General features: G+C 69.1%; 23 protein-coding genes. 12 read left to right on the top strand and 11 right to left on the bottom strand.

Annotated elements, in window-relative coordinates:
* Positions 1-17: 17 nt before the first annotated feature.
* Positions 18-1,313, top strand: coding sequence for a citrate synthase (locus C0012_RS00700; protein WP_110588662.1), 1,296 nt, complete (start codon positions 18-20; stop codon positions 1,311-1,313).
* A gap of 62 nt (positions 1,314-1,375) precedes the next feature.
* On the opposite strand, the gene dapD is transcribed toward C0012_RS00700, so the two are convergent.
* On the bottom strand, positions 1,376-2,329 hold the full coding sequence (dapD, locus tag C0012_RS00695; RefSeq protein WP_110588663.1) for a 2,3,4,5-tetrahydropyridine-2,6-dicarboxylate N-succinyltransferase: 954 nt from the start codon (positions 2,327-2,329) through the stop codon (positions 1,376-1,378).
* Positions 2,330-2,385: 56 nt separating this feature from the next.
* Here dapD and dapE point away from each other — a divergent pair, with 56 nt between their 5' ends.
* From dapE to C0012_RS00680, 3 genes are all read left to right on the top strand, one after another.
* A complete protein-coding gene (dapE, locus tag C0012_RS00690) occupies positions 2,386-3,456 on the top strand; it encodes a succinyl-diaminopimelate desuccinylase (protein WP_110588664.1) in 1,071 nt (356 codons plus the stop codon).
* Complete coding sequence (locus tag C0012_RS00685) at positions 3,438-4,706, top strand: hypothetical protein (RefSeq protein WP_110588665.1); 1,269 nt, start codon at positions 3,438-3,440, stop codon at positions 4,704-4,706. The genes dapE and C0012_RS00685 overlap by 19 nt, the downstream gene beginning before the upstream one ends.
* Before the next feature lie 98 nt (positions 4,707-4,804).
* Positions 4,805-4,978 (top strand): DUF3117 domain-containing protein, encoded by a 174-nt coding sequence (locus tag C0012_RS00680; RefSeq protein ID WP_110588666.1) that lies wholly within the window; start codon positions 4,805-4,807, stop codon positions 4,976-4,978.
* Positions 4,979-5,012: 34 nt separating this feature from the next.
* Here C0012_RS00680 and C0012_RS00675 read toward each other — a convergent pair whose 3' ends face one another.
* Positions 5,013-5,660 (bottom strand): O-methyltransferase, encoded by a 648-nt coding sequence (locus tag C0012_RS00675; RefSeq protein ID WP_110588667.1) that lies wholly within the window; start codon positions 5,658-5,660, stop codon positions 5,013-5,015.
* A gap of 64 nt (positions 5,661-5,724) precedes the next feature.
* Between C0012_RS00675 and C0012_RS00670 the strand changes: the two genes are divergently transcribed.
* Positions 5,725-6,102, top strand: a complete 378-nt coding sequence (locus C0012_RS00670; RefSeq protein ID WP_110588668.1) for a twin-arginine translocase TatA/TatE family subunit — start codon at positions 5,725-5,727, stop codon at positions 6,100-6,102.
* A 6-nt stretch (positions 6,103-6,108) separates the two neighbouring features.
* On the opposite strand, the gene C0012_RS00665 is transcribed toward C0012_RS00670, so the two are convergent.
* From C0012_RS00665 to C0012_RS00655, 3 genes are read right to left on the bottom strand one after another with little or no spacing between them, the layout of a single operon-like run.
* A complete protein-coding gene (locus C0012_RS00665; protein ID WP_110588669.1) occupies positions 6,109-7,257 on the bottom strand; it encodes an Mrp/NBP35 family ATP-binding protein in 1,149 nt (382 codons plus the stop codon).
* Between the two features lie 2 nt (positions 7,258-7,259).
* A complete protein-coding gene (locus C0012_RS00660; protein ID WP_110588670.1) occupies positions 7,260-7,772 on the bottom strand; it encodes a DUF1003 domain-containing protein in 513 nt (170 codons plus the stop codon).
* Entirely contained in the window at positions 7,772-9,055 is a 1,284-nt protein-coding gene (locus tag C0012_RS00655; protein WP_110588671.1) for a magnesium transporter MgtE N-terminal domain-containing protein, read from the bottom strand. The genes C0012_RS00660 and C0012_RS00655 overlap by 1 nt, the downstream gene beginning before the upstream one ends.
* A gap of 118 nt (positions 9,056-9,173) precedes the next feature.
* Here C0012_RS00655 and C0012_RS00650 point away from each other — a divergent pair, with 118 nt between their 5' ends.
* Entirely contained in the window at positions 9,174-9,857 is a 684-nt protein-coding gene (locus tag C0012_RS00650) for a general stress protein (RefSeq protein WP_110588672.1), read from the top strand.
* Here the strand turns inward: C0012_RS00650 and C0012_RS00645 are convergent.
* Positions 9,842-11,266 (bottom strand): aminopeptidase P family protein, encoded by a 1,425-nt coding sequence (locus C0012_RS00645; RefSeq protein WP_110588673.1) that lies wholly within the window; start codon positions 11,264-11,266, stop codon positions 9,842-9,844. The genes C0012_RS00650 and C0012_RS00645 overlap by 16 nt on opposite strands.
* Positions 11,267-11,306: 40 nt before the next feature.
* Positions 11,307-12,326 (bottom strand): endonuclease/exonuclease/phosphatase family protein, encoded by a 1,020-nt coding sequence (locus tag C0012_RS00640; protein ID WP_110588674.1) that lies wholly within the window; start codon positions 12,324-12,326, stop codon positions 11,307-11,309.
* 102 nt (positions 12,327-12,428) lie between these two features.
* Here C0012_RS00640 and C0012_RS00635 point away from each other — a divergent pair, with 102 nt between their 5' ends.
* A complete protein-coding gene (locus tag C0012_RS00635) occupies positions 12,429-13,283 on the top strand; it encodes a PHP domain-containing protein (RefSeq protein ID WP_110588675.1) in 855 nt (284 codons plus the stop codon).
* A 50-nt stretch (positions 13,284-13,333) separates the two neighbouring features.
* On the opposite strand, the gene C0012_RS00630 is transcribed toward C0012_RS00635, so the two are convergent.
* Positions 13,334-14,734, bottom strand: coding sequence for a DEAD/DEAH box helicase (locus tag C0012_RS00630; protein ID WP_110588676.1), 1,401 nt, complete (start codon positions 14,732-14,734; stop codon positions 13,334-13,336).
* A gap of 166 nt (positions 14,735-14,900) precedes the next feature.
* Between C0012_RS00630 and C0012_RS00625 the strand changes: the two genes are divergently transcribed.
* Positions 14,901-15,614: a ferritin-like fold-containing protein gene (locus C0012_RS00625; RefSeq protein WP_110588677.1), complete on the top strand. Its 714-nt coding sequence runs from the start codon at positions 14,901-14,903 to the stop codon at positions 15,612-15,614.
* 27 nt (positions 15,615-15,641) lie between these two features.
* Here C0012_RS00625 and C0012_RS00620 read toward each other — a convergent pair whose 3' ends face one another.
* A complete protein-coding gene (locus C0012_RS00620) occupies positions 15,642-15,926 on the bottom strand; it encodes a hypothetical protein (RefSeq protein ID WP_110588678.1) in 285 nt (94 codons plus the stop codon).
* An 8-nt stretch (positions 15,927-15,934) separates the two neighbouring features.
* A complete protein-coding gene (locus C0012_RS00615; RefSeq protein WP_110588679.1) occupies positions 15,935-16,156 on the bottom strand; it encodes a DUF3107 domain-containing protein in 222 nt (73 codons plus the stop codon).
* Between the two features lie 146 nt (positions 16,157-16,302).
* Between C0012_RS00615 and C0012_RS00610 the strand changes: the two genes are divergently transcribed.
* Positions 16,303-19,527 (top strand): ATP-dependent helicase, encoded by a 3,225-nt coding sequence (locus tag C0012_RS00610; protein WP_110588844.1) that lies wholly within the window; start codon positions 16,303-16,305, stop codon positions 19,525-19,527.
* Positions 19,524-22,928 carry an ATP-dependent DNA helicase gene (locus tag C0012_RS00605; RefSeq protein WP_110588680.1) on the top strand — a complete coding sequence of 1,135 codons (3,405 nt, stop codon included), beginning with the start codon at positions 19,524-19,526 and terminating at the stop codon, positions 22,926-22,928. Before C0012_RS00610 ends, C0012_RS00605 begins: the two co-directional genes overlap by 4 nt.
* Here the strand turns inward: C0012_RS00605 and C0012_RS00600 are convergent, their stop codons facing one another.
* Positions 22,929-24,134 (bottom strand): phosphotransferase, encoded by a 1,206-nt coding sequence (locus C0012_RS00600; protein ID WP_110588681.1) that lies wholly within the window; start codon positions 24,132-24,134, stop codon positions 22,929-22,931.
* A gap of 64 nt (positions 24,135-24,198) precedes the next feature.
* Here C0012_RS00600 and nudC point away from each other — a divergent pair, with 64 nt between their 5' ends.
* Entirely contained in the window at positions 24,199-25,098 is a 900-nt protein-coding gene (gene nudC, locus C0012_RS00595; protein ID WP_110588682.1) for an NAD(+) diphosphatase, read from the top strand.
* On the top strand, positions 25,095-26,816 hold the full coding sequence (locus C0012_RS00590) for an ATP-dependent helicase (protein ID WP_110588683.1): 1,722 nt from the start codon (positions 25,095-25,097) through the stop codon (positions 26,814-26,816). Before nudC ends, C0012_RS00590 begins: the two co-directional genes overlap by 4 nt.
* Positions 26,817-26,902: the final 86 nt, after the last annotated feature.

The following is a 26,902-nucleotide window of genomic DNA, read 5'->3' as shown; positions in this document are numbered from 1 at the left end:
ACCCACGAGGAGGCGCCGTGAGCGACGCGGGAAACCTGCCCGAGAAGGCCACGCTGACCGTCGGTGAGAAGATCGCAGAGTTCCCGGTGCTGCCGGCCGTCGACGGGAAGCCCGCGATCGACGTCTCGACCCTCTCCAAGCAGACCGGATACACCGCTCTCGACTACGGATTCGTCAACACGTCGTCGACGATGTCCGACATCACGTACATCGACGGCGAAGCCGGAATCCTGCGCTACCGCGGATATCCGATCGACCAGCTCGCCGAGAACGCGAGCTTCCTCGAGGTGGCGTGGCTGCTCATCTACGGCGAGCTGCCCACGGCCGACGAGCTCGCGGAGTTCGACGACAAGATTCGTCGCCACACCCTGCTCCACGAGGACCTCAAGCGCTTCTTCTCGGCGCTGCCGTCCGGCGCGCATCCGATGGCCGTCCTGTCGTCCGCCACCTCGGCCCTCTCGACGTACTACGAGGGACAGTCCGACCCCGACAACCCCGAGCACGTCGAGACGAACATCATCCGTCTGCTCGCCAAGCTCCCGGTCATCGCGGCGTACGCGCACAAGACGTCGTCCGGTCAGGCTTTCCTGTACCCCGACAACTCCCTCGGCTATGTCGAGAACTTCCTGCGCCTCAACTTCGGAAACATGGCAGAGCCGTACGAGGTCGACCCGGTCATGGCGCGTGCCCTCGAGCGCCTTCTCATCCTCCACGAGGACCACGAGCAGAACGCCTCGACCTCGACGGTGCGCCTCGTGGGCTCGACGGGTGCCGACCAGTTCGCGTCGATCTCCGCGGGCATCCAGGCACTGTCCGGCCCGCTGCACGGTGGCGCCAACGAGGCTGTGCTGAACATGCTCGGCCAGATCCGCGACTCGGGCGAGGGCGTGAAGCGCTTCGTCGAGCGCGTGAAGAACAAGGAAGACGGCGTGAAGCTCATGGGCTTCGGGCACCGCGTCTACAAGAACTACGACCCGCGCGCGAAGATCGTCAAGCAGTCGGCCGACGAGGTTCTCGCCGCTCTCGGCGTCAACGACCCGCTTCTCGACCTGGCGAAGGAGCTCGAGGAGCTCGCGCTGAGCGATGAGTACTTCCAGGCGCGCAACCTCTACCCGAACGTCGACTTCTACACGGGCGTCATCTACAAGGCCATGGGCTTCCCCATGCGCGTGTTCACGGTGCTGTTCGCCATCGGCCGCCTGCCTGGGTGGCTCGCGCAGTGGCGCGAGGGCAACCTCGACCGCCGTGGCAAGATCGGCCGCCCGCAGCAGCTGTACACGGGCTCGCCCGAACGCCAGTACCCCGGCAAGTAAGCCCCACGAAAAAGGCGGCCGTTCTCCTCGGAAGGAGTGCGGCCGCCTTTTCGTGTGTGCTGCTAGGCGTGCAGCGTCTCGTTGAGCGTCACACCGACCCCCTGGCGCCTGCGCGCCTCGATGGATCCCGTGACCGAGTTGCGGAGGAACAGCAGTCCGTTCACACCCGACAGCTGCGCACCCTTGACGATCTGGGGCGCGCCATCGGCGGTCTTCGGCTCGTCGGCGAGGACGATCTTCGTTCCTGCCGTGACGTAGAGGCCCGCCTCGACGACGCAGTCGTCTCCGAGCGAGATGCCGAGCCCCGCGTTCGCCCCGAGCAGCGTGCGCTCGCCGATCGAGACGCGATGCGTTCCGCCGCCCGAGAGCGTGCCCATGATCGAGGCACCGCCGCCGATATCGGATCCGTCGCCGACGACGACTCCCTGCGAGATGCGCCCCTCGACCATCGAGGATCCGACCGTCCCAGCGTTGAAGTTCACGAAACCCTCGTGCATGACGACGGTTCCGGGGGCGAGGTGGGCGCCCAGGCGGATCCGCGATGCATCGCCGATGCGCACTCCCTCGGGGAGCACGTAGTCGGTCATCCGCGGGAACTTGTCCTGCGCGTACACCTGGATGCCGGCGCGTCGGAGCGTGGGGAGGTTCGCGGCGGCGAACGCGGGCGTCGCGGGGCCCGCATTCGTCCACGCATTGTTCGGAAGATGCGCGAAGATGCCTTCGAGGCTGATCTCGTTGGGCGCGACGAGCAGGTGGGAAAGCGCGTGCAGCCGGAGGTAGGCGTCGCTCGTCGAGCCGACCGGCGCGTCGAGGTCGACCTCGATCTCGACGACATCGGTCACGACATCGCGTCGATCGTCGGGACCGGTCTGCCGAGCGAGCGCGTCGCGCTCGGTGGAGACGTCGCGGGCGGAGAGGGGGGAGAGGGCGGGAGAGGGGTACCAGGTGTCGAGAACCGTGCCGTCGGACGCGATGGTCGCGATGCCGACGCCGGAAGCCCAGCGCGTGTCAGTCATGGCATCCAGGCTACCGAGACTCGGCGAGATCACCTGCGCCGAATAGGCTGGGACGCATGCTCGATCTCACCGCGTCGTCTGCCGACATCACCCGCGCCATCTGCGACATCCCGAGCGAATCGGGAGACGAGAAGGCCCTGGCCGATGCGGTTGTCGCCTCGCTCGGCGCGTGCGACCACCTGGAGGTCATCCGCGACGGCGACGCTGTCATCGCGCGGACGAGCCTGGGTCGCGCGCAGCGCGTCATCATCGCGGGGCACCTCGACACCGTCCCCATCTCCGAGAATCTCCCGACACGCGACGTCACAGAGAACGGCGAGGCCCTCATCTGGGGGCGCGGCACCGTCGACATGAAGTCGGGCGTCGCGGTGCAGCTGAAGCTCGCGGCCGAGCTCACGGAGCCCGCGTTCGACATCACCTGGGTCTGGTACGACCACGAAGAGGTCGAGGCGACGAAGAACGGGCTCGGGCGCCTCGCGCGCACGCGCCCCGATCTGCTCGTGGGCGACTTCGCGATCCTCGGCGAACCGTCGAATGGTGGCATCGAGGGCGGGTGCAACGGCACCCTGCGCGCCATCGTGCGTACATCGGGGATCCGGTCGCACAGCGCGCGCTCCTGGATGGGGGAGAACGCGATCCACTTCGCGGCTCCGATCCTGAACAAGCTCGCCGGCTACACGGCGAAGACCGTCGAAGTCGAGGGGCTGGCCTATCGCGAGGGACTGAATGCCGTGCGCATCTCGGGCGGCGTCGCAGGCAACGTGATCCCCGACGCCTGCGAGGTCGAGGTCAACTTCCGCTTCGCGCCGGACAAGTCGACGGAGGAGGCCGTCGCCTACGTGCGGCGCCTCTTCGATGAGTACGAGGTCGAGATCACCGATCTCTCGCCCGCCGCGCGCCCCGGACTCGACGCGCCGATCGCGCAGTCGTTCGCGGCGGCGGTCGGTGGTGTGCCGAAGCCGAAGTACGGCTGGACCGACGTCGCGCGATTCAGCGAACTCGGCATCCCCGCCGTGAACTACGGCCCCGGAGACGGCCAGCTCGCGCACCACGACGAGGAGCGCGTACGCATCAGCGAGATCGAGGACGTCGAGCGGGGTCTTCGGGGATGGCTGACGGGCGCCTGACGCGGGAGGCGTCGGCCGTCGCGCGGTTCACGGCGCTTCCCGCGTGGGCGCGGGTTCTTGCCGTGTACGCCGCCGCACGGCTCGTGACGACCGCCCTCGCGCTCGTGAGCACGGCGCTCGCACCCGTCGACGGGCGGCACGGCTCAGATCCGTCGCTGTTCGACTACATCGTGGCGTGGGACGGTGCGTGGTATCGCGAGATCGCCCTGAACGGTTATCCGACGGAACTGCCGACCTCGAACGGGGAGGTGCAGCAGAACGCATGGGCGTTCATGCCGATCTTCCCTGCGATCGCGCGGGTGCTCGCAGCCATCGTGCCCGGCGCGGGGTTCGGCTCAGACGACGTGTGGGCCGTCGCGAACGCGTGGGGTGCCTGCGCGGCGCTCGTCTCTCTCGTCGCGGGCGGCGCCGCGTGCCTCGCGATTCACACACTTCTCGTGGATCGGATCGGCGCGGACGCCGCCCTCTGGGCCGTCGCCTTTGCCGCCGCGGGACCGCTCGGTCTGCTCTTCCAGGTCGCGTACGCGGAGGCCCTGTTCCTCGCGCTCGCGATGTGGGCGCTCGTGTGCCTCGCGAAACGGGTGTGGTGGCCGCTCTACGCGCTCATCCCCGCGATGGGCTTCACTCGGCCGGGGGAGCTCGCCCTGCCGCTCACGATCGCCCTGCTCGGCATCTGGCGGATCCTTCATCGTCGAGACGATCCGATCCGCCGCGCAGAGATCGTGCACATCCTTGCCCTCGGCGCCCTGGGGACGGTCGTCGGCTTCGCGTGGCCGGTGATCGCGAACACTGCGACGGGCGACCCCTCGGCGTACTTCGCAACGGAGCTCGCCTGGCGCCGCGGCTGGCTCGGATCCGATGCGAGCGGCTTCGTCCCCGGCGAGGGATGGCTGCAGGGGGCCGCCGTCTGGGCGGGGATCTGGGGGATCCCCGAGTGGGCGGGATACGCTATTCTCGCGGCGCTCGTTGCCGGTGCCGTGGGCCTCTTCGCCCTCCCCAGCGTGCGCACCCTGGGGACCGAGACGCGCCTGTGGGTGGCGAGCTGCCTCGTCTACCTCGCCCTCGTGCTGTTCCCGCAGTCGAGCACGCTGCGACTGCTCTTCCCGCTCGCCCCTCTCTGGGGTGCCGTCGCGGTGGCGGTGCCGCGGACCTGGGGGCGGATCGCGGTCCTCGGCGCCTGCACGGTGGCGCAGTTCGCCTGGATCCACGCGATGTACGGACACGGGAATACGTACTTCCTTGTGCCGTGATTCCGCGCGATATCGCCCGAGATTCGAGCGATTCGCGCAGAGGTGGGAATCCGCTGGGCGATAGACTGAAGGGGACCAATCAGGAAGGGGAGCCAACTATGGCTGCTATGAAGCCGCGCACCGGAGACGGACCCATGGAGGCCGTCAAGGAGGGGCGCCTCATCATCGTCCGCGTGCCGCTCGAGGGCGGCGGACGCCTCGTCGTGTCGGTGAACGACGAGGAGGCGAAGGAGCTCCACCGCGTGCTGGGCACTGCAGTGGAAGCAGCCTGAGCTGTCTCTCGCCGATCGGAGGGCCGGATACCCGTCAGGGGGTCCGGCCCTCCGCCGTTCGTCGGGTTGCGATCTGCAGCAGGCCCTCGTCGAGGGTCGACAATGACGAGACGACCTGATCGGAGCCGAGCGTCTCGGTGATGAGGCTCCGAAGATCGGAGGTGCGGGGATCGCGCGCGACGGGGTCTGCGACGCGCCCACCCGCGAGCACGCGCGGAACGAGAACGGTGCCGCCCGGGCGCGCCAGACGCAGGCCGTGCGCGACGTAGTCGATGACGTTCTCGGGATCCGCATCGATGAGGACGATGTCGTATGCCGCCTCGTTCATGCGGGGGAGGACATCGGCGGCGCGCCCCGTGATGAAGCGCGCCCGCGAGACGGGAACGCTCGAGGAGGAGAACGCGGCTCGCGCGGCGGCGAGGTGCTCGGGCTCGCTGTCGATGGTCGTCAGGACCGCCTGGGGCGCGCCGTGCATCAGCCAGAGGCCCGACACGCCGGCACCCGTGCCGATCTCGATCATCGTGCGTGCGCCTGATGCCGCGGCGACGACGGCGCACTGTGATCCGACCGATGCACTCACGGGCGCGGCGCCCAGTTCGAGGGCGGTCTGGCGTGCACGGGCGATGTGATCGGGTTCGACGATCGCCTCGCGGACGAATCGGGCGACAGCACTCAGGGTCATGCCCCCCAGACTACGACCACCGCGCTGTCAGGGAGCTCCGCCGAACGACGCTAATCTGAGGGGTATGTTCAGCGGGTTCGCGATCGAGAAGGTCGTCCTCATCGCGGTCATCGCGGCGATCCTCATCGGTCCCGAGCGCCTCCCGCAGGCAGCGGAATGGCTCGGTCGCACGGTGCGCGGTGTGCGCGACTACGCGCGCGGCGCGCGCTCGCGCGTCGAAGAGGAGATGGGCGACGAGATGAAGGACGTCGACTGGAAGCGGCTCGATCCGCGCCAGTACGACCCCCGTCGGATCATCCGCGAGGCCCTGCTCGAAGACGATGAGCCGTCGGCGAACCGCACGACGACCGCCGCGACCGTTCAACCGCCGCGCACGACCCCGCTCGTGGCGAAGTCGTTCTCGGCCGAGGATCCGCCCCCATACGACGACGAGGCGACCTGACTCGATCTACTTCGTCCGGACAGGCAGCTTCCGACCTGCGAGCACGCCGCGCCCGGTCTCCACGACGCGGTCGGCGAGCGCTTCGATCTCCATCGCGCTCGGATCCTCCGGGTGCGCGACGACGATCGGCTCTCCGGCATCACCGTCGGAACGCAAGGCGGGGCTGAGGGGTATCGACGCGAGAACCGCGACATCCTCCTCGTCTGTGGAGAGGGCACGCGCGACCTCCGCACCGCCGCCGGAGCCGAACAGATCCATACTCGATCCGTCGGGCATCGTCATCGCGGCCATGTTCTCGACGACGCCGATGACGCGTTGCCCGACCTCGCGCGCGACGAGTCCGGATCGGATCGCGACGTCTGACGCGGCGGGCTGCGGCGTCGTCACCACGAGCACGTCGGCTCCGGGCAGCAGGTGGCCCGCCGAGATGGCGATATCGCCGGTGCCGGGCGGCATGTCGAGCAGCAGCACGTCGAGGTCGCCGAAGAACACGTCCGTGAGGAACTGCTGCAGCGTGCGGTGCAGCATGGGTCCGCGCCACATGACAGCGCCCGGCGTCGAGCCGTCGGATTGGCGAAGGAACATCCCGATCGAGATCGTCTTCACGTCGTGCGCGACCGGTGGCAGGATCAGCTCGCCCACCTGCGTCGGCGACGGAGCCACGCCGTCGGTCACGAGCCCGAGCAGCTGCGGGATCGAGAAGCCGTGCACATCCGCGTCGATGAGCCCGACCTTGAGGCCGCGGCGCGCGAGCGATACCGCGAGATTCGCGGTGACGGTGGATTTTCCGACGCCACCCTTGCCGCTCGTGACCGCGATGACGCGCGTCAGGGTTCCTTCGCCGAACGGATTGCGTTTCTGGGGACCGCGGAGTCGTTCCGTGAGCGCCTGGCGCTGCTCGGGCGTCATCACGCCGAGCTCGACCGTCGCGCGGCCCTCCCCGGCGACGCTCTCTGCCGCCACGCGCACGTCACGCTCGATGCGGTCGGAGGCGGGGCAGCCGACGATCGTGAGATCGATCGCGACGTGGACGTCCTCACCCGATGCCGTCACATCGCGCACCATGTCGAGCTCCGACAGGGGGCGGCGCAGCTCGGGGTCGGTGACGCGGCCCACGGCCTCGCGCACCCGGTCGGCCAACGGGGCGGATGTCATCTTCAGCGGTTCTCCGATGCGTCGGGGGTGTCGTCGAGCGCGCCCAGCGCCTGGGCGAGTTCCTCGCGCAGCGTCTCGCGGCTCACAGTGCTCTTCTCGAGCGACTCGAGGGTGAGGCGCAGGGCCACGATCTCACGCGCGAGGTACTCGGTGTCAGCGAGGTTGCGCTCGGCTCGTTGACGGTCGTTCTCGAGCGCCACGCGGTCGCGGTCATCCTGCCGGTTCTGCGCGAGCAGGATGAGGGGTGCCGCGTACGACGCCTGGAGCGACAGGATGAGTGTGAGAGCTGTGAAGCCGATCGCCGCCGAATCGAATCGCCACTCCTCGGGAGCGATCGTGTTCCAGGCCATCCAGGCGAGGCAGAACACCGTGAGGATCACGAGGAACCACGGTGTTCCCATGGCGCGCGCGATCCATTCGGTCGCGCGTCCGAAACGGTCGCTTGCGGCGGGGCTCTCTTCGCCGAGGCTCGGGCGGCGTCCTCGCAGGAAGCCGCGGCCCGTCGAGCGCGCCATCAGTCGCTCACCGTCCGGATCGAGCCGGTCATGGTCGGGATCGGCTCGTCCTCGTCGTGGGAGCGCCAGTCATCGGGCAGCAGCGAGTCGAGGATGTCGTCGACCGTGACCGCGCCGAGCAGGTGGTGCGCCGAGTCGACGACGGGAACCGAAACGAGGTCGTAGCTCGCGAGGCGGCGCGCGACCTCGGCGCCGGGTGCCTCGCCCCGAACGGGTTCGATGGAGTCATCGAGAATCGCGCCGATGCGCTCGTGCGGGGGATAGCGCAGCATGCGCTGGAAATGCACGGCGCCCAGATAGCGGCCGGTCGGGGTCTCATAGGGCGGCAGCGTCACGAACACGCTCGCAGCGAGGGCGGGGTGGAGTTCGTGTCGCCGAATGAGCGCGAGCGCCTCGGCGATCGTCGCGTCGGCGGGAAGGATGATCGGCTCGGTCGTCATGAGACCGCCGGCCGTGTCGGCGCCGTAGCGGAGGATGAGACGCACGTCGTCGGCTTCCGCGGGCTCCATCATCTGCAGGAGTTCCTCGCTGCGCTCGTCGCCGAGCTCGGCGAGCACGTCCGCCGCATCGTCCGGATCCATCGCATCGAGCACGTCGGCCGCACGCTCGTCGCCGATCGCCTCGAGGATTCGGACCTGCTCGTCCTCGGGCATCTCTTCCAGAGCATCGGCGAGGCGTTCGTCGCTCAGCTCGGCCACGACCTCGATCTTGCGTTCCGACGGAAGGTCGAGCAGCGTGTTGGCGAGGTCGGCGGGACGCAGCTCCGCGTACCGCTGCGCGAGGTCCTCTGCCGACTGGGCCTCGCCGGGCGCCTTCTGCTCGCGGACCTGTGACCAGCTCGCAAAGGTTGTCGGGCCCTTCGAAAACGGGGATCCGCCGGTGCGCGGGCGTCGCAGGAACAGCTGGCCGATCGCCCACTCGCCGAGGCGGTTCGGCTCGATGCCGACGTCCTCGATTGTCGCCGTGCCGGATCCGTCGCGCAGATCGACGCGGCGACCGATCACTTCGGCGATGATCCGGCGCTCGTCGGCGCGTGGCTGAAAGCGACGCACGTTGATGAGGCCCGTGGTGATGACCTGACCCTGAGCGATCGAGGTGACCCGCCCGATCGACACGAAGACCTGCCGCCGACCGGGGATCTCCAGCACGAGGCCGATCACGCGGGGCGCGCCGGAGCTCCGGTACACGATCACGACATCGCGCACCTTCCCCAGCCGATCACCCGCCGGATCGAAGACGGGGCAGCCGGACAATCGTCCAACGAAGACCCTCTGCGTACTCACGCCACCAGCGTAGTCGTCCGATCTGCGGGTTCGACTCGTTGCGATCCGATCGGGCCCTCACAGCGGGCGCATAGGTCGCACATGGAAAGAGGCGAAGCACCCGTGGGACAATCGGGTCATGAGCATGATGAACGCCGCCGCACCGGCCCCAGAGGTCGGGGAGACCGTCGCGACCTACGCGAAGTACGAGGGTGCGCAGAAGGCGGTGTCGAAGCTGATCGAGCAGAACATCCCGGCCCGCGACATCGCGATCGTGGGGAGCGCTCTACGCTCCGTCGAGAAGGTGACGGGGCGTCTGGGGTGGGCGCGCTCCGCCTGGCAGGGCGCACTCAACGGCATCATGCTGGGCTTGCTCTTCGCCGCGTTCACCGTCATCTGGATGCCGCAGCTGGACATGGCGATGATCGGCGGCATCCTGCTGATCGGCGTGGGGTTCGGCATGCTCTTCCGAATCCTCACATACTCGATCGTGCGCCGCCGCCGCGACTTCGCGAGCGTCATGACCGTCTCCGCCGACCACTACGAGGTCGCGGTCTCGCATGCGCACGTCTCCGAGGCGCGCCGCCTGCTCGGCACGACGAAGCCCCGCACCCAGGTTGTCGCGCCGCCGTCGAATGAACCGCCTCGCTACGGAATCCGTATCGCGGACGCTTCACGGCAGGCGGCGCCGTCGGATTCGCAGCATCCCTCGACGACGCCGTCCGATTCCTCGCAGGCCTCTGCACCCGAGACGAAGGCGGGCCCGACGGATCCGGAGAACGGATCCGCCGAGCCGAATGACGAGACTCAGTCGCGCGACTGAGCGATCCAGGCTTCGATCTCGTCAGCCGTCCGGGGCATGTCGCCCGAGAGATTGACGGGGCCGTCCTCGGTCATGAGGATGTCGTCCTCGATGCGCACGCCGATGCCGCGGTACTCGGCTGGAACGGTCTCGTCGTCGATCTGGAAGTACAGCCCCGGCTCGATCGTGAAGACCATGCCCGGCGTGACCTCGCCCTCGTAGTACATCTCGCGACGAGCCTGCGCGCAGTCGTGCACGTCCAGACCGAGGTGGTGGCTCGTGCCGTGCACCATGTAGCGGCGCTGGTGGCCGCCGCGGTCTGCGTCGAGGGCCTCTTCGGCCGTCACGGGGAGCAGGCCCCACTCGGCCGTCCGCTCGGCGATGACGCGCATCGCCGTGTTGTGCAGTTCGCGGAACTTCATCCCCGGTCGTGCCGCGGCGAAGGCCGCGTCGGCCGCTTCGCGCACCGTCTCGTAGATCTTGCGCTGGATCGGTGAGAAGGTTCCGTTCACGGGGAGCGTGCGCGTGATGTCGGCTGTGTAGAGGCTGTCGAGCTCGACGCCGGCGTCGATGAGGATGAGGTCGCCGGGCACGACCGCGCCGTCGTTGCGCGTCCAATGCAGGTAGCACGCGTGCGGGCCGGAGGCCGCGATCGTGTCGTATCCCTCCCAGTTTCCGTCGCTGCGCGCGCGCAGGTGGAACACGCCCTCCACGATGCGTTCTCCGCGGGGGTGCTCGATCACGCGCGGAAGTTCGCGCACGATGTCGTCGAAGCCCTTCGCCGTCGCCGCGACGGCGAGGCGCATCTGCTCGAGCTCGTACTCGTCCTTTTCGAGACGCAGCTCGGATACCGCGCTCGTGAGGCCCTCGTGCTCATCGATGACGAGGTCGTCGGAGCTCGGCCGGAAGTTCTCCAGGTGATCGGTCGCGATGCCGAGGTCGGCGGCGACCGCGGCGAGCGAGGGCCGCGGCCCGACCCAGAACTCGCCGATCGCGGCGTTGCGGTAGAACTCCTCCGACTCGCGCGTGGCGCGATCGCGCACGTACAGCGTGACGTCGTGTCCGTCGTCCGTCGGTTCGAAGACGAGCACGGAATCGGCGACCGCGTCGGCGCCCCAGCCCGTCAGATGGGAGAACGCGGAGTGCGCCCGGAACGGATAGTCAGTGTCGTTGCTGCGCTGCGTGAATCCGCCGGCAGGGACCACGAGGCGGCGCCCCGTGAACTGCTCGCTGAGACGTTCGCGCCGGCGGGCCGAGAACGGCGCGACGTCGCGCGGTGCGGGAAGGGAATCGGGGCGTTCAGCCCATCCCGTCGAGATCGTGTCGAGGAAGCCCTGAGGGAACGGCTGGCGGCGGTTCGTGTTCGAGCCGTCCGACGCCTCATCGGTCGTGTCTGCGCTCTTTTCGGTCGTCTCACCCGTGGAAGTCATGTCTCCAGTGTCTCACCACGCGCCGCGGGCGGCGCACGACTCAGGGGGCGGGCTCGAGCTGCACGACGAGGGGGCGGTGGTCGCTGCCCGCGTCGTCAAGATTCGTGAGGACGACCGATCCCGTCGGATTCCACGTCGCCGAAGTCAGCACATGATCGATGGGGGAGCCGAGGATCGTGGGCAGGGAGGTGGGCCAGGTTCCAACGGCACCGTTGCCCGTCCGCACGGCGGTGTCGCGGCACCAGCCCATGTCGCCGTCGCCCGCGCCGAACGCGGCCATGTTGTCGATCGTCGCATTGAAATCGCCGAGCATGATGACGTTGCCGTCGACGCACTGATCGGCCAGCCACCTCAGGTCGCTCCGCCAGGACTCCATATAGTTCGGCTGCGGCGCGACCGCGTGCGCGGCGACGACGATCGGCCCGTCTCCGTCGATCGGCATCGCCACTGCCGACGGGAGCATCGTGGTGCCGTCGCTCGAGGCATCGATGACCGCGTAGTCGCCCAGTTCGGGGGAGATGAGCAGCGTCGTCTGCCAGGCCTGTGGCCCGTAGTCGACCTCTTCGTTGTATGCCTCGGTGTGCACCCACATCGGATGGCCCAGCTCGCGCATCAGGACGGCGACTTCCTCGCCCACGCCCTCGGCCGTCTCTGGCAGGGCGACGATGTCGGCCTCCATCGCGACGGCCGTCTGGGCGATCGTCTGTGAACCGGTCGCGTTTCCGGCGGTGTTCCACGTCATGACGCGCACGCTCGTCTCGCCCTTGTCGGGCAGAGTGGCTGCGCCGTAGCCGCGGAGGCCGAGCAGGATCCCGCCGCAGACGGACGCGAGGATGCTGACGATGGCCATCGAGAGCGCGAATCCGCGCATTCGGCGAGATGCTGCGAGAAGCAGAAAGAGCACGGAGAGGACGGCGAAGATCGCGACCGCGGCCCCGCGCAGTGCAGCGAGATGCGCGAAGGGGAGCGTCGTCTCGAGGTGAAAGAACTGCGGCCAGGTCACGACGGCGGCGGCGCACGCGAAAAGCACGGTGATGAGGACACCCAGCGAGCGCAGCACGGGGCGAGCCTACGCAGACGTCCTGAGAGATTCCGCAGTCGTCGGGGTGTGGCGGCTGAGACCGATGGGGATCGCGGTGCGCCCGGGACGTAGGATCCTCTCGTGTCCGATTCCCTGCCTTCGCCCGCGGATCTGCACGTGCATTCGAATCGCTCCGATGGCACCGAGAGTCCTCGAGAAGTGGTTCGACAAGCGCGCGCGGCGGGTCTCGGCCTCATCGGGTTGACAGATCACGACACCGTGAGCGGATGGGAGGAAGCTGCCTCCGCCGCTCGCGAGACGGGCATGGGGCTGCTGCCGGGCGCGGAGTTCTCGTCGAAGCACCGCGGGGGCGGCGTGCATGTGCTCGGCTACCTGTTCGATCCGACGGACGCGCCGCTCGCCTCACTGATGAGCCGCGTGCGCGATGATCGGCTGGGTCGCGCGGAGCGTCTCGTGGGAAATCTCTCGCGCGACTATCCGCTGACGTGGGACGACGTGCTCGCGCAGCGGTCGGGCGATGCGACGATCGGGCGCCCTCATATCGCCGATGCGCTGGTCGCCGCCGGCCATGTCGCCGACCGCGAAGAGGCGTTTCGGGGGCCGTTGCACCCTGCCGGCCGATACTACGTCGGCCATCTCGCACCGAAGCCTGCCGATGTCGTGCGCGCGCTGGTCGGGGCGGGAGGGGTTGCGATCATCGCGCATCCGGCCGGTCGCGGAATGCTGTCCGACGAGGCCATCCGTGAGCTCCTCGACGCCGGTCTCGCGGGGTTCGAACTCGGACATCGGGAGAACTCGGCGCAGGGAGCTGCGCGCCTGCGTGAGATCGCCGACGCGCGGAACCTCATCGTGACGGGATCCAGTGACTATCACGGCGCGGGGAAGCCGAACGTCCTCGGTGAGCACACCACGGATCCGGTCATGCTCGAGCGCATCGTGCACGCCGGGACCGGCGCCGAACCAGTTTTCGGCTGACACGGAGGAGAACGTCTCGCGTCGCGGCGAGGCGATCTCCTCCGCGCCGATCAGGCGCCCTGCTGGGTCTGACCCGAGGTGCGGCGGCGACGGCGGCGACGGCGCGCGGGAGCCGGCTTGCCATCGTGGTGCTCCTTGCCCGCGCCGTCGTGGGTTCCTTCGCCGGCCTGCTTCTCGGTGGAGCCCTCCGGGGCACCGCTCGAGGGGCGGCGCCGGCGCCGCGGCCGGTCGCCGTCGGCCTTCTGCCCATCTTTCTTCGCGGGAGCCTTCGCGATGCGGCCCTTCGTCCCCTCGGGGATGTTCAGCTCGCTGTAGAGGTGGGGACTCGTCGAGTACGTCTCGACGGGCTCGGGCTGGCCGAAGTCGAGGGCGCGGTTGATGAGCGCCCATTTGTGGAGGTCGTCCCAGTCGACGAACGTCACGGCGATGCCCTCGCGGCCGGCGCGTCCCGTGCGGCCCGCACGGTGCAGGTAGGTCTTCTCATCGTCGGGGATCGTGTGATTGATGACGTGCGAGACATCGTTGACGTCGATCCCGCGGGCGGCGACGTCGGTCGCGACCATGACGTCGCGCTTCCCGGCCTTGAAGGCAGCCATGGAACGCTCGCGCTGTTCCTGTCCCATGTCGCCGTGCACGCCGCCGACGGAGAAACCGCGGTCGCCGAGCTCGTCGATCAGGCGCTGCGCGGCCCGCTTCGTGCGAGTGAAGATGACGGTCTTCCCGCGCCCCTCGGCCTGCAGGATGCGGCCGATGACCTCATCTTTGTCGAGCTGGTGCGCCCGGTAGATGATGTGACGGATGTTCGCCTGGGTGAGCCCCTCATCGGGATCGGAGGCGCGGATGTGGATCGGATTCGACATGAAGCGCCGTGCGAGAGCGACGATCGGCCCCGGCATGGTGGCGCTGAACAGCTGCGTGTGCCGCTTCTGCGACACTTTCTGGAAGATCTTCTCGATGTCGGCGAGGAAGCCGAGGTCGAGCATCTTGTCGGCCTCGTCGAGCACGACTTCGACGGCATTCGAGAGGTCGAGCAGCCCCTGACCGGCGAGGTCGATGAGGCGGCCGGGCGTCCCGACCACGATCTGGGCGCCGGCCTTCAGCTGCTCGATCTGTCCCTCGTAGGCCTTTCCGCCGTAGATCGCGACGACGCTCGTCGAGCGTCCTCGCGTGAGCAGATCCATGTCCTCGTACACCTGCGTCGCGAGCTCGCGCGTGGGGACGACGATGAGAGCCTTGACGCCCGGGGCGGGATCGAGGCCGAGCCGCTGGACGACAGGGATCCCGAAGCCGAAGGTCTTGCCCGTTCCCGTCTTGGCCTGGCCGATGACGTCCTGCCCCGGGAGGGAGATGGGGATCGTCTGCTCCTGGATCGGGAACGCGTCCTCGATGCCCTTCGCTGTGAGCTGGTCGACGATGTCCTGGTCGATCGCGAGATCGGCGAACGATGTCATGTCTGAGAACTGCCTGTCTCGGGGAAGCGGCGCCCGTCGGGCGCGGCTGCCGCCGGTTGTGACGTCCACGCCTCCACGTATCTGCCACAGGCGCGGTGCCCCGATCCGGTGCCGGGGCTGGCACCAGCGTACCCTCACGGTGCTGATCGGCCGATACGCTGGTGCCGTGGTGAACTGGTTCTGGCGGCGCCGCCGCCCCGTCCGCATGCTGCGGCTGCGGTCTCGCGGGGAGCGCGGCGACGCGATCCGAGTCGACTTCTCGGAGCTCGCGCCCGACGTCGAGGTGTTCCTCGGCCAGGCTGCGTATCTCCAGCTCGGCTATTTCGAGACGCTCACCCGACTCATCCGGCGCACGCCCGATCTCGACGAGAAGGAAGCACTGTCGTTGGCCGCTGGCGCCGCGTTGGCGAAGCACCGAGGGATCGTCGAGATCATCCGCGACCGTGGGGCGGATCCGACCGATCTCATGGAACCCTTCCGCAAGCCGCTCGACCAGTTCCGACGGAAGACGATCGGCGCGCGCCCGCGCGAGACCATGCTGACCGTGCACATCACGGCCGGAATGCTCGACGACTTCTACCTCGCCCTCGCGTCGAGCTACGGCGAAACAGGCCGTCGTGCGGCGCGGGTTCTCCGCGCGGGGCACGACCGTCAGCAGATCACCGATCTCCTCGCGGAAACGATCCGCGGTGACGAGGAGATGCGCGGCCTGCTGTCCATGTGGGCTCGTCGCCTGGTCGGCGACACGCTGCTCGTCGCCCGCGCGGCCCTGCGTCCGTCACGTCTCGATCTCGAGGACGAGGAGAAGGTCGAGCCCGTGTTCACGGCGCTCGTCACGGCGCACTCCGAGCGGATGAGCGCCCTCGGGCTCGCCGCCTGACGGCAGCCTTCTCGCGCTGGCTCTGAGCTAGATGCGCAGCCTCTCGCGTTCCGCGGCATCCGCGCGCCGACGTGCGGCGACGATCCCGAGCGTCGCGCCGACGGCGATCACGGCGGGCGCGATGAGAGAGACGACCCATGTCCACACGCTCGCCTCTCCGAGCGTCCACGTGGAGACGGCGTAGATCGCCGCCGCGGAACTGACGGCGATCGCCGCCGGGAGCGTCGATCCGCGCAGATCCCGCCCGGGCAGCGTGAAGTGCGCAGCGGTGCCGACTGCCGCGGCGACGATGAGGGCGAGGAGGATGTACATCCTGCGCCTCAGGCGACGAAGCCGACGCGGCGTGTCTCCTCCGAGCCGACCTCGACGAACGCGAGGGCGCCCGAAGGAATGATGTAACGAGTGCCCTTCTCATCCGTGAGCGACAGCGAGGTCTCCTTCGTCAGAGCCTCGTCGACCTTCGTCGCGACGGCCTCGGCGGTCTCGTCGGAGGTGAAGCTGAGCTCGCGGCCGGTGTTCATCATGCCGATGCGGATATCCACGGGTCGTGCCTTTCGTCGCGCCTGTCGCCCCGTTCGGGGACGTCTCAACTCTATGGCAGGTGCGACACCGGCGGCGCCGCCGCACGCTGACGGCGAACGCGGTCGTTGAAGCTCGTATGTCGGAGCTCCTCGGTAGCGTGGTCGGCATGGTCCAGCAGACTTCGTGGGATCCCGACCAGCGGGCGGTGCTCGCGCTCGCGCCCGATGCGAGCGGCACCGTCATCGGCGCACCGGGAAGCGGCAAGACTTCGGTCCTCGTCGAGCGCGTCGCGCGGCTGCTGTCGGGGCAGGCACCGCCGTACGAGGCCGATCAGGTCCTCCTCCTCACTCCTTCTCGGGCGTCGGCGACGCGCCTCCGCGACCGTCTCGGCGTGCGTATCGACGTAGCGACGCCCGGGCCTCTTGCGCGATCTGTCGGGTCGTTCGCATTCCAGATCGTTCGCGGCGAGGCCAGTGAGCTGGGTGAAGCGGCGCCAGAGCTTCTCACGGGAGCCGAACAGGACCGGATCCTCGCGCAGATCATCGAGGGCGACATCGCCGATGGCCGTATCGTCTGGCCCGAGCACCTGGGGCCGACCGTGCGTCGATCGCGCGACTTCCGCTCCGAACTGCGTGGCTTCCTCGACACCGCAATCGAACTCGACGCCTCTCGGGACGAGCTGCGGAGCCTTGCGGGCGGAGAGTGGGCGCCGGTCGCCGATCTGCTGGCCGAGTACGCGGCCGTCGTGCAGAGCCTCCGCACCGACGCTCGTGACGCGGCAGAGCTCACGGTCGGAGCGGTGCGCGCCCTGCGCTCGGGAGCAGAGCTTCCCGGCATCGCGCGCCTGCGCGCCGTGCTGGTCGACGACGCCCAGGAACTCACTCGAGGCGGTGTCGCACTCGTCGAGGCGTTGCGCGCGCGGGGAGTGGCGGTGCTCGCGGCGGGAGATCCCGATATCGCTTCCGGCGCATTCCGCGGTGTCACGCCCGATCTCTTCACGGGCCTCGCCGCGTCCCTCGGCCCCGTGCATGCGCTCGGGGGCCAGCATCGACAGAGTCCTCAGCTGATCTGGCTCGTGCGTCGCATGACCCAGATGATCGGGGCAAGCGGACGCGTCGAACATCGGCGGGCACCCGGACCGGATCCCGACGACATGAGCGACATCGTCGTCGTGCGGGCGGCGTCTCCCGCCGACGAGTACGACCGGATCGCGCGCGAGCTGCGCGAACTGCATCTGATGCGCGGTGTGGAGTGGGGAGAGATGGCGGTCGTCGCCCACGACACGCGTCAGCTCGTCTCCCTCGAAGCGGAGCTGGCGGCGCGCGACGTCCCGACGCGCGCCGCGGGCGTCCCCCGTCCGCTCGGCAGCGAACGCGCCGTGCGTCAGATCATGGAGATCGTGCGGCTCGGTCTCACCCCCGTGGCCGAGCGCGACGACGATGCGCTCGTCGAGGCCCTTCGCTCGCCCTTCGGCGGTTTCACTGGTGTCGCCCTGCGCCGTCTGCGCGCGGGTCTCCGTCACGCCGAGCTCGCTGCCGGTGGCACGCGTCCGGCCCGCGAGCTCCTGCGCGAAGGCTTCGCGCACCCCGTGTTCTTCGGGACTCTCGATACGCCGGAGGGCCGCGCCGCCGAGCGCTTCGCGACGACGCTGCAGGAGGTCGACAGACAGGCGGAGGGTGGCGCCACCGTGCATGAGCTGCTGTGGCTCGTGTGGGATCGGGCGCGCGGATTGGACGGCCACCGCCTATCCGAGACCTGGCGGCGCATCGCGATGTCGACGGGGCCGACGGCCGGAGAGACGGCGCGTGCGCTCGATGGTCTCGTCGCTCTTTTCGACGCGGCGAAGCGTTCGATCGAGCGCAGCCCCCAGGATGGTCCGCGGCGATTCCTGCACGAGATCCTCGACAGCGATGTGCCGGAGGACACGCTGTCGTCGCCCGACCGCGGGGCGACGGTCTCCCTGCTGACGCCGGCGAATGCGCTCTCGACCGAGTTCGACGTCGTCGTGGTCGCGGGCCTGCAGGACGGCGTCTGGCCGAACACGCGCCTTCGCGGGGGCCTGCTCAGTTCGTGGCGCCTCGCGGAAACCGTGCTGACCGAGCGTCGGGGCGGAGACGACGAGGCCGAGCACGGCCTGCTCGACCGACGCAGGCAGGCACTGCACGACGAGCTGCGCCTCTTCGTCCGCGCGCTCTCGCGCGCCCGAGAGCGGCTGGTCGTCACGGCCGTTGACGACGACGGGGCCGTTCCCAGCCCGCTCTTCGCAGCCCTTCCGCCGGCCGAACCAGCCGGCGTGGGAGCCGAACATCCGCTCACACTGCGCGGTCTCGTCGCGCGTCACCGTCGCACGCTCACAACATCCGACGATCCGGAGAAGCGGGCAGAGGCGGCGGGACAGCTGCGTGTGCTTGCCGACAACGGCGTGCCCGGAGCCGACCCAGATGAATGGTACGGCGTGCGCTCGCCGTCGACGGATGCGCCGCTGCGCGACCTCGAACGCGAGGCCGTGCGCGTCTCACCGTCGCAGATCGAAGGCTTCGAGGAATGCGGTCTCGAGTGGGCGATCGCCGCGCTCGGCGGCGACACGATCACCTCTCCGAGCGCGGGTCTCGGCACTCTTCTGCACGCCGCACTCGAGAACGTGCCCGAAGGCGGCGTCGACGAGATGCGACGGATCATCGACGCACGGTGGGGCGAGCTCGACTTCGAGACGGCGTGGATCCGCGCGCGAGAGCGGCGACGCATTGACGAGTACGTCGTCCATCTCGACGATTACCTCGCCCGCACGCGGGCCGAGGGCGGCAGAGTCGTCGCGGCCGAGGCGCCCTTCCGATACGCCGTCTCGCTCGACGACGAGCAGGAGATCGTCACGGGCGATGAGATCGACGGGCCGCATCGCGCTCTGATCTCCGGGGTGATCGACAGGGTCGAGGCCTACCCGCGCGGAGCGGGCGAGCATGCGGTCGCGCGCGGACGCGGGTTCGAAGCGATGCACGCGGCCGACGACACGGCCGGCGAACGCGTCGTCGTCGCCGACCTCAAGAGCGGGAAGGGCGAGAAGCGGGTCAGCGACGACAAGGTCGCAGACGACGCGCAGCTTGCCGCGTATCAGCTCGCCGTCGAGGGCGGGCTCATCGAAGGGGCGCCGCCCGGCGCTATCGCCGGGGCGCGCCTCGTCGTCGTTTCGAAGAGCCTGAAGACGAGCAGCTACCGCGTCGCGCATCAGCACGTGCTTGCCGGAGAGGCGCGTGCGGCCTTCCTGCGGCGCGTCGTCGAGGCGGCGCAGGGAATGTCGGCGTCGAGTTTTCAGGCCTCGGTCGAATCCCATTGCCGCGGAGGGATGTTCGCCCCGGTGTGCCGGGTTCACACGATCGGAGCAGTCAGCGCATGACGGAGAGCAGCGAACAAGGTCTGTCGGCCGACGTGATCTCTCGGGCGCTCGGGCTGTTCGCCCCGACGCCCGCCCAGCGCGATGTCATCGAGGCGCCGCCCGAGCCGTCTCTCGTCGTTGCCGGCGCCGGCAGCGGAAAGACCGAGACGATGTCGGCGCGGGTGCTCTGGCTCGTCGCCAACGGTCACGTCCGTGCCGACGAGATCCTCGGTCTGACCTTCACCCGCAAGGCCGCGGGCGAGCTCGCGGAGCGCATCGCGAGGCGCCTCGCGCAGATCGACGAGTTCGACCGCCGGGGCTTGCTGCCGTATCTGCGCGAGGTCGTCTCGAGCCGCGAGTTCGCACGCATCGGCGAGGCCTCGACGCCCGCTCAGGCGGCTGCCGTGCGACGGGAGGTCCTCGACAGTCTCGCCCGGCGCCTCGGGACCGACTCCCGCGATGACGACTCTGCGGAGGCTCTGCTGAACCGTCCGCGGGTGTCGACGTACAACGCCTTCGCCGACTCCGTCGTGCGAGAAAACGCCGCGCGGATCGGGCGCGATCCAGACGCGGGAATGCTGAGCGCGTCGTCGGCGTGGGTGGTCGCACGGCGCGTCGCGATCGCCGCCGACAACGTCGGTCTGGAGGACATCGACAGTGGGCTCGGCGAGATCGTCCAGGCGATTCAGAACCTCGCGGGCGCGCTTCTCGATAATCGCGTCGATCCCGATTCCGTGCGGCGATACGCATCAGAGCAGGCCGCCGCGTTCGCGCCCTTCGTGAACCCGGCGATCTCGTCACCTCGCCCCTGGGATCGGGCGCACGCGGCCCTCGCGTCGCTTCCGATGCTCCTCGATCTCGTGGCCGACTACGACGCCGAGAAGCAGCGTCGCGGCGTGCTGGACTTCGCCGACCAGGTCTCCGGCGCCCTCGACGTCGTCGAAGCGTCCCCGGAGGTCGCAGATGGTCTGCGCGAGCAGTATCGCGTCGTGCTCCTCGACGAGTACCAGGACACGTCGGTCCTGCAGACACGTCTGCTGTCCACGATGTTCCGCGATACGGCGGTGATGGCCGTGGGCGATCCGAATCAGGCGATCTACGGCTGGCGCGGTGCGAGCGCCGACAACATCCACGCCTTCGCCCGAGACTTCGCACGTGAGAAGTCCGCTCATCGATACGAGCTCATGACGAGCTGGCGAAACGACCGGGTCGTGCTCCGGGCAGCGAACCGCCTCGTTCGCCCCTTCGCCCGTCCCGATCGTCCCGCGGTGCACGAACTCGAGCCGCGTCCAGGAGCAGACGATGGGCGCCTCGATGTGATCTTCGCCGATACGATCGACGCCGAGGCTGAGCAGACGGCTGACTGGTTCGCGGCGCGTCACCGGGCGCACGAGCAAGAACACGGATCCGAGCGCGACCACACGGGCGCGATCCTGTTCCGATCGAAGAAGCACATGCAGCGCTTCGCCGATGCGCTCGCGTCGAAGGGGGTGCCTCACCGCATTCTCGGGCTCGGCGGACTCCTGTCTGTCCCAGAGGTCACCGATGTCGTCAGCGCTCTGCGCGTGCTGCACGACCCGTCTGAGGGATCGTCGCTCATCCGGCTTCTCGTGGGACCGCGGTTCGCGGTCGGGCTCGCCGATATGGGCGCGCTCCATGGTCTTGCCCGAGAGCTGGCGCGACGAGACGAATCTCTCTCACCGCTGTCGGACACCGTGCGGCAGCGTGTGCGCGAGTCGGCGGGCATCGATGAGCAGACCTCGATCATCGACGCCCTCGATTTCATGCGCACGGCGCGTGCCGACTACCGGCTGCTTGCGCCGTTCACGGATGAAGGGCGGGCCCGACTGAAGGAGGCGGCCGAGATGTTCGATCGGTTGCGCCGCGCCGCGGGCCAGCCGATTCCGGACCTGTTGCGCATGATCGAACAGGAGCTGCGACTCGATGTGGAGCTCGCAGCGAACGAGACGCGGGGGGCGGCTCGTACCGCTTCGGCGCAGCTCCGGGCGTTCGCCGAGGAGGTGCGGGGCTTCCTGCTCGTCGACGAACGCGGCACGATCGGGAGCGTGCTGGCCTGGCTCGATCACGCCGAGCAGGCCGACGACCTCACACCGCATACCGAGCCGCCGGAGCCGGGGGTCGTGCAACTGCTGACGATCCACGGCTCGAAGGGGCTCGAATGGGATGCCGTGGCGGTCGTGCGCCTCGTCCAGGATGAGTTGCCGGGCTCGCCCAAGAACGTCATGGGCGGATTCGCATTCGGTCAGCTGCCCTATCGGTTCCGCGGAGACGCCGCGGCGCTGCCGCGGTTCGAATGGCAGGCACCGGCCGTTGCGCTCGCCGGCGCCGAGAAGAAGGCGGCCGAGAAGGAGCTGCGCGGGGCATTCGAGGATTTCAAGGCGGCGAATCGCGAGCATCAGGGCGACGAGGAGCGACGCCTCGCGTACGTAGCCGTCACGCGCGCTCGCGGAGACCTCCTGCTGACGGGATCGCGCTGGTCCGGGCAGGTGAAGTCGCGGCGGCCGAGCACCTTCTTGGAGGAGATCCTCGACGAGCTCGGTCGCGAGTCGATCGAGCCGACGGCCGATGACGCAGAGAATCCGTATGCGGGGGAGGGCGCGACGCTCGAGTGGCCGCTCGACGCGCTCGGAGCCCGCCGCTTGCGCGTCGAGGAAGCGGCGGAACTCGTGCGTTCGACGGCGCCCGCGGATCCGACGCCTGAACTCGCACGGCTGCTCGCTGAACGCGAGGAGGCGACTCGTGGCATCCCGGCCCCGGTGCCGACGCGCGTGCCCGCTTCGAAGTTCAAGGACTACGTCGTGGGCTTCGACGAGACGCTCGATGCGCTCGTGCGGCCGATGCCCGAGCGCCCGTATCGGCAGACACGGCTCGGAACGCTGTTCCACCAGTGGGTCGAGAAGCGGTCCGGCCTCGCCGGTGCGGCAGCCTCGGCAGACGATGCGCTCTGGGATGTCGACGACGTCGATCGTGAGTGGAGCGGAACGGCCGTCGCGAACGCAGACGATGAGCGAGACCTCGCCCGGCTGCGCGAGATCTTCGAACGGAGCGAGTGGGCGGATCTCCAGCCGATCGAGGTCGAGACTGAGGTCGATTTCGCGCTCGAACTGGATGCGGGGGCTTCGCACATCATGATCTGCAAGCTCGATGCGGTCTATCGTCGCCGCGGGCGCATCGAGATCGTCGATTGGAAGACAGGCAGGGCTCCGTCAACGGAGCGCGAGCGCGAGGAGCGGATGCTGCAGCTGGCCCTGTACCGGCTCGCCTACCACCGGCGCCACGGTGTACCGCTCGACGAGATCGACGTCGCCCTGTACTACGTGCCGGACGATCTCGTGCTGCGGGATGAGAGGCCGATGGAAGAAGCCGAGCTGATCGCCCGCTGGCGCGCCGCGCGGGCGTAGCTACGGGTGGCGCAGCCGGTCGGTTTCGTCGTCCGGTGTCTCGACCGGCTGGGTCTCATCGGAGACCGCATCGACCGTCTGCGTCGTCACGTCGTCCCTCGGAGAGCGAGGCGGCGTGGCGTTCCAGTCTTCCTCTTTGTGCAGCCGCAGCTCCTCCGGACCGAACGCGTCTGTGTGCATCGACGTGTCCGCATCCGATCGAGCAGCTCGCGGCATTCGATCGAGAAGCGCGATCGCGTCGCTCACATCGGCCCGTTCGCGCACGGGCAGATCCGCGAGGAGTGCATCGTCGGCGAGGCCCGCGGAGAGCGATTCGAGCAGATCCGCGGCGTCGTCGACGACCTGCGAGCGGTGGGTCTCGATGCCGTGCACGAGCCAGCGTGCGAACTCGAGCTCGGCGTGCAGGCGAGCCCGAACGCGGAGGGCGCGATCGGGCGCCCGCACGGCTCCCTCGGCATACGCGTCGAACACGTCATCCGCCGCTTCAGGAGCGGCCGCTGTCCAGTGCAGATCGATCGCGGGATCGCCGATTCCGAGACCCTGCCAATCGAGCACGCCGGTCACGACCGGTTCGTCGGATGCGTCGTCCTGGAAAACGAAGGACGTCGCCTGAGAGCCGCCCAGGACGACGGTCGATTCGTAGGACCAGAGGCGATCGTCCTCGACGGCCTCGCGCCATCGGACCATCAGCCGCACGGGCACCCGGCCGCTGCGTCCGATCGCGTCGAGGAGCCGCTCCAGATCGCTGCGAGCATCCGCGGGGGTGCGTTCGGGAAGCCCTGCGCCGCGGACGACGGAGGGCGGCAGCGCATGGATCTTCGCGATGGCGGATCCGATCTCGCGGGCGATGCCACGGCCCGGCGGAATCTGCCCCGCCTCGACCTGGTAGCCGGGAAGATAGCTCGTCACGACCGCCCGCTTCTCGTCGATGACGGCGGAACCGCGCACCTCGGGGATAGCGAATCCGAGCACCTCGCGCGCCCCGGCGGTCAGCGCGCGCAGGGCGACGAGCTCGCTTTCGACGTCGCTCAGGGAATCATCGCTCGTCGGGATGCGCACGACAAGATCGTCGCCGTCGGCGAGGGTGATCAGGGCCGCATCGAAGCGCCCGGAGCCTCCGGTCGTGAGGAGCCGCGTCGCCCGAATCTCCGCGTCCGACAGGGCGGCCGTCGCGGCCGCGGCGAGAGTGAGAGGAGATCGAGCCATGCCGCCCAGACTAGATTGGAGGGCAGGACCACACGCCACGCCACGCCCCGCAGAGAGGGACTCGATGCCCGTTACTGTCGCCACCGCCCCGTTCGACGTCAGCGCCGAGGAGCGTACGGTGACCGGCCTCGTCGATGCTCTGCGCGGGGATCCGGGGACGCGGGTTCTGCTCGTGAGCGGCGACCGCGCGCCGGTCTCCCGTGGCCATGCCGTGCTGAGCTTCGTCGCGCCTGACGACGTCGCGGCCGACGCCGAATGGGCATTCCTGGGGCGTGACTCGGACGGTGTCGCGCTGCTCCTGGCCGCGGTCGGGGAGAGGGGGTCGGAAGAGGTCGGTTCCGACGGTGCCTCGTTCCGGGAGGTCGGCGCGTCGCTCCCTCCGCACGAGGCGGAGCTGTTCGTGACCGCCGTGGCGCTCGGGCGCTGGCTCGTCGAGGCCGCGTTCTGTCCCGGGTGCGGAGAGCGCACCCGGACGACGATGGCGGGCTGGGCCCGACACTGCGATGGGTGCGGACGCGAACACTTCCCGCGAACGGATCCTGCCGTCATCGTGGGAATCACGAGCGCAGACGATGAGCGGTTGCTCCTCGGCGCGAACGCCGCATGGGGAGGACGCATGTTCTCCTGCTTCGCGGGCTTCATCGAGGCGGGAGAGTCGGCGGAGCAGACCATCCATCGTGAGCTTGCGGAGGAAGCGGGCGTGCGCGTACGCGATCTGCGTTACATCGCTTCACAGGCGTGGCCGTACCCGCGCTCCCTCATGCTCGGCTTCCACGTCACGGCCGTCGACGAGGACGAGGCACGGCCGGATGGCGAGGAGATCATCGAGACACGGTGGTTCACGCGCGAAGAGATCGGCCGAGCTCTGCGCGGCGAAGGCGATGTCTCGCTTCCCGGCGGCGTCTCGGTCGCACACCACCTCATCCGCGCCTGGCACGATGCAGGCCCGGGAGGCGAAGGGTGAGCGCGCTCGACGCACTCGATCCGGCGCAGCGCCAGGCGGCAGAGATCGTGCGGGGCCCGGTTGCGGTGCTCGCGGGCGCCGGAACGGGGAAGACGCGCGTCATCACTCACCGCATCGCATACGGCGTCGAGGAAGGTACCTATACGCCGAATCGCGTGCTCGCGTTGACATTCACCTCGAAGGCGGCTGGGGAACTGCGGGGGCGATTGCGCGCGATGGGCGTCGTCGGTGTGCAGGCGAAGACCTTCCACGCCGCAGCCTTGGCGCAGCTGAATTTCTTCTGGCCGACAGTCGCGGGTGACACGGCGCCGAAGATCGTCGATAACAAGGTGCGACTTCTGGCGCACGCCGCCGAGACCCTGCGCCTGCGACCCGACACGAACACTCTGCGCGACATCGCGGCACAGATCGAGTGGCGAAAGGTCACGATGCGGTCGATCGATGACTACCGCACGCTTGATCGCGGTGTCGGGGCTGTTGGCGCGGATGCGCTCGTCGACCTCATGGCCGCCTACGAGAAGCTCAAAGACGAGCGGCGGCAGCTCGACTTCGAGGACGTGCTCCTCGCGTGCGCGGGCATGATCGAGTCGGAGCCGCGGGTCGCCGTCGCGATTCGCGAGCAGTACCGGCACTTCACGGTCGACGAATATCAGGACGTCTCGGCGCTGCAGAACCGACTTCTCGAACTGTGGCTGGGAAAGCGGCGTGACATCTGCGTGGTGGGCGATGCGAGCCAGACGATCTACTCCTTCACGGGAGCCGAGGCGCGTTTTCTTCTCGAGTTCGGCGCCCGGTATCCGGACGCGACCATCGTGCGCCTCGAGCGAAATTACCGCTCGGCCCCGCCGATCCTGGACGTCGCGAACGCGCTCATGCGCGATCGTCCCGGCGCATTACGCCTGCGTGCGACCCGTGGGGAGGGGGATCCTGTTCCCACCGTCACCGCATACGCGGACGACGAAGCCGAGGCGGCCGGCGTTGCCCGGCGGATCCGAGACCTTCTCGACGGAGCGCACGGCACGGTGGCGACGCCGGGTGAGATCGCCGTGCTCTATCGCTCCCACGCGCAGTCGGCGCTCGTGCAGCAGGCGCTCGCCCAGCTGGGCATTGCGGCGGGAGTGCTCGGCGGTACCCGCTTCTTCGACATGCCCGAGGTTCGCCAGGCGATCATGGCCATCCGCGCCGCCGCCGTCGCGCCGAGCGAGAGGGGCTTCGCATCGGCCGTGCGCGACGTTCTCCGGGGTCTCGGGCACACCGACGATGCGCCCGAGGCGGGAGGCGCGCTGCGCGGTGCGTGGGAGGCGCGGCAGACCATCCTTCGTCTCGCCGAGGACGAGGGCGAGAACGCTACACTGCGCGGGTTCGCCGATCGGCTGTTGGCGCGCGCCAAGGATCAGCATGAGCCCGCCGTGCGCACAGTGACGCTCGCCACACTGCACGCGGCGAAGGGGCTCGAATGGCCGCACGTGTTCCTCATCGGCGCGTCGGAAGGGCTGTTGCCGATCTCGTATGCATCGTCCTTGGAAGGAATCGACGAGGAGCGGCGTCTCGCATACGTGGGCATCACTCGCGCCGAGACGTCCCTGTCGCTGTCGTGGTCGGCGGGCTCCGGACGATCGACGCGACAGGCGTCTCGCTTTCTCGCGGAGATCGGCACAGACACGCTGCGTGCGGGCGATGGGACCGCCAGCGACGGCGGCCGTCGCTCGCCACGGTGACGGAGCGCGAGCGACCCGAAGAACCGTCGACGCTCGCGATCACGCGCGGGATCAGGGCGGTCGCCAGGGTGGCGAGCGAGCGGCTC

Origin of the sequence: Microbacterium suaedae (genome assembly GCF_003254645.1) — a bacterium.
Lineage (GTDB): Bacteria > Actinomycetota > Actinomycetes > Actinomycetales > Microbacteriaceae > Microbacterium > Microbacterium suaedae.
This window is presented reverse-complemented; position numbering and strand designations above follow the sequence as displayed.

Excerpts from the sequence above, each read along its gene's own strand:
- dapD (WP_110588663.1), bottom strand. The coding sequence starts at position 2,329 with ATGACTGACACGCGCTGGGCTTCCGGCGTCGGCATCGCGACCATCGCG.
- dapE (WP_110588664.1), top strand. The coding sequence starts at position 2,386 with ATGCTCGATCTCACCGCGTCGTCTGCCGACATCACCCGCGCCATCTGC.
- C0012_RS00685 (WP_110588665.1), top strand. The coding sequence starts at position 3,438 with ATGGCTGACGGGCGCCTGACGCGGGAGGCGTCGGCCGTCGCGCGGTTC.
- C0012_RS00680 (WP_110588666.1), top strand. The coding sequence starts at position 4,805 with ATGGCTGCTATGAAGCCGCGCACCGGAGACGGACCCATGGAGGCCGTC.
- C0012_RS00675 (WP_110588667.1), bottom strand. The coding sequence starts at position 5,660 with ATGACCCTGAGTGCTGTCGCCCGATTCGTCCGCGAGGCGATCGTCGAA.
- C0012_RS00670 (WP_110588668.1), top strand. The coding sequence starts at position 5,725 with ATGTTCAGCGGGTTCGCGATCGAGAAGGTCGTCCTCATCGCGGTCATC.
- C0012_RS00665 (WP_110588669.1), bottom strand. The coding sequence starts at position 7,257 with ATGACATCCGCCCCGTTGGCCGACCGGGTGCGCGAGGCCGTGGGCCGC.
- C0012_RS00660 (WP_110588670.1), bottom strand. The coding sequence starts at position 7,772 with ATGGCGCGCTCGACGGGCCGCGGCTTCCTGCGAGGACGCCGCCCGAGC.
- C0012_RS00650 (WP_110588672.1), top strand. The coding sequence starts at position 9,174 with ATGAGCATGATGAACGCCGCCGCACCGGCCCCAGAGGTCGGGGAGACC.
- C0012_RS00645 (WP_110588673.1), bottom strand. The coding sequence starts at position 11,266 with ATGACTTCCACGGGTGAGACGACCGAAAAGAGCGCAGACACGACCGAT.
- C0012_RS00630 (WP_110588676.1), bottom strand. The coding sequence starts at position 14,734 with ATGACATCGTTCGCCGATCTCGCGATCGACCAGGACATCGTCGACCAG.
- C0012_RS00620 (WP_110588678.1), bottom strand. The coding sequence starts at position 15,926 with ATGTACATCCTCCTCGCCCTCATCGTCGCCGCGGCAGTCGGCACCGCT.
- C0012_RS00610 (WP_110588844.1), top strand. The coding sequence starts at position 16,303 with ATGGTCCAGCAGACTTCGTGGGATCCCGACCAGCGGGCGGTGCTCGCG.
- C0012_RS00605 (WP_110588680.1), top strand. The coding sequence starts at position 19,524 with ATGACGGAGAGCAGCGAACAAGGTCTGTCGGCCGACGTGATCTCTCGG.
- C0012_RS00600 (WP_110588681.1), bottom strand. The coding sequence starts at position 24,134 with ATGGCTCGATCTCCTCTCACTCTCGCCGCGGCCGCGACGGCCGCCCTG.
- nudC (WP_110588682.1), top strand. The coding sequence starts at position 24,199 with ATGCCCGTTACTGTCGCCACCGCCCCGTTCGACGTCAGCGCCGAGGAG.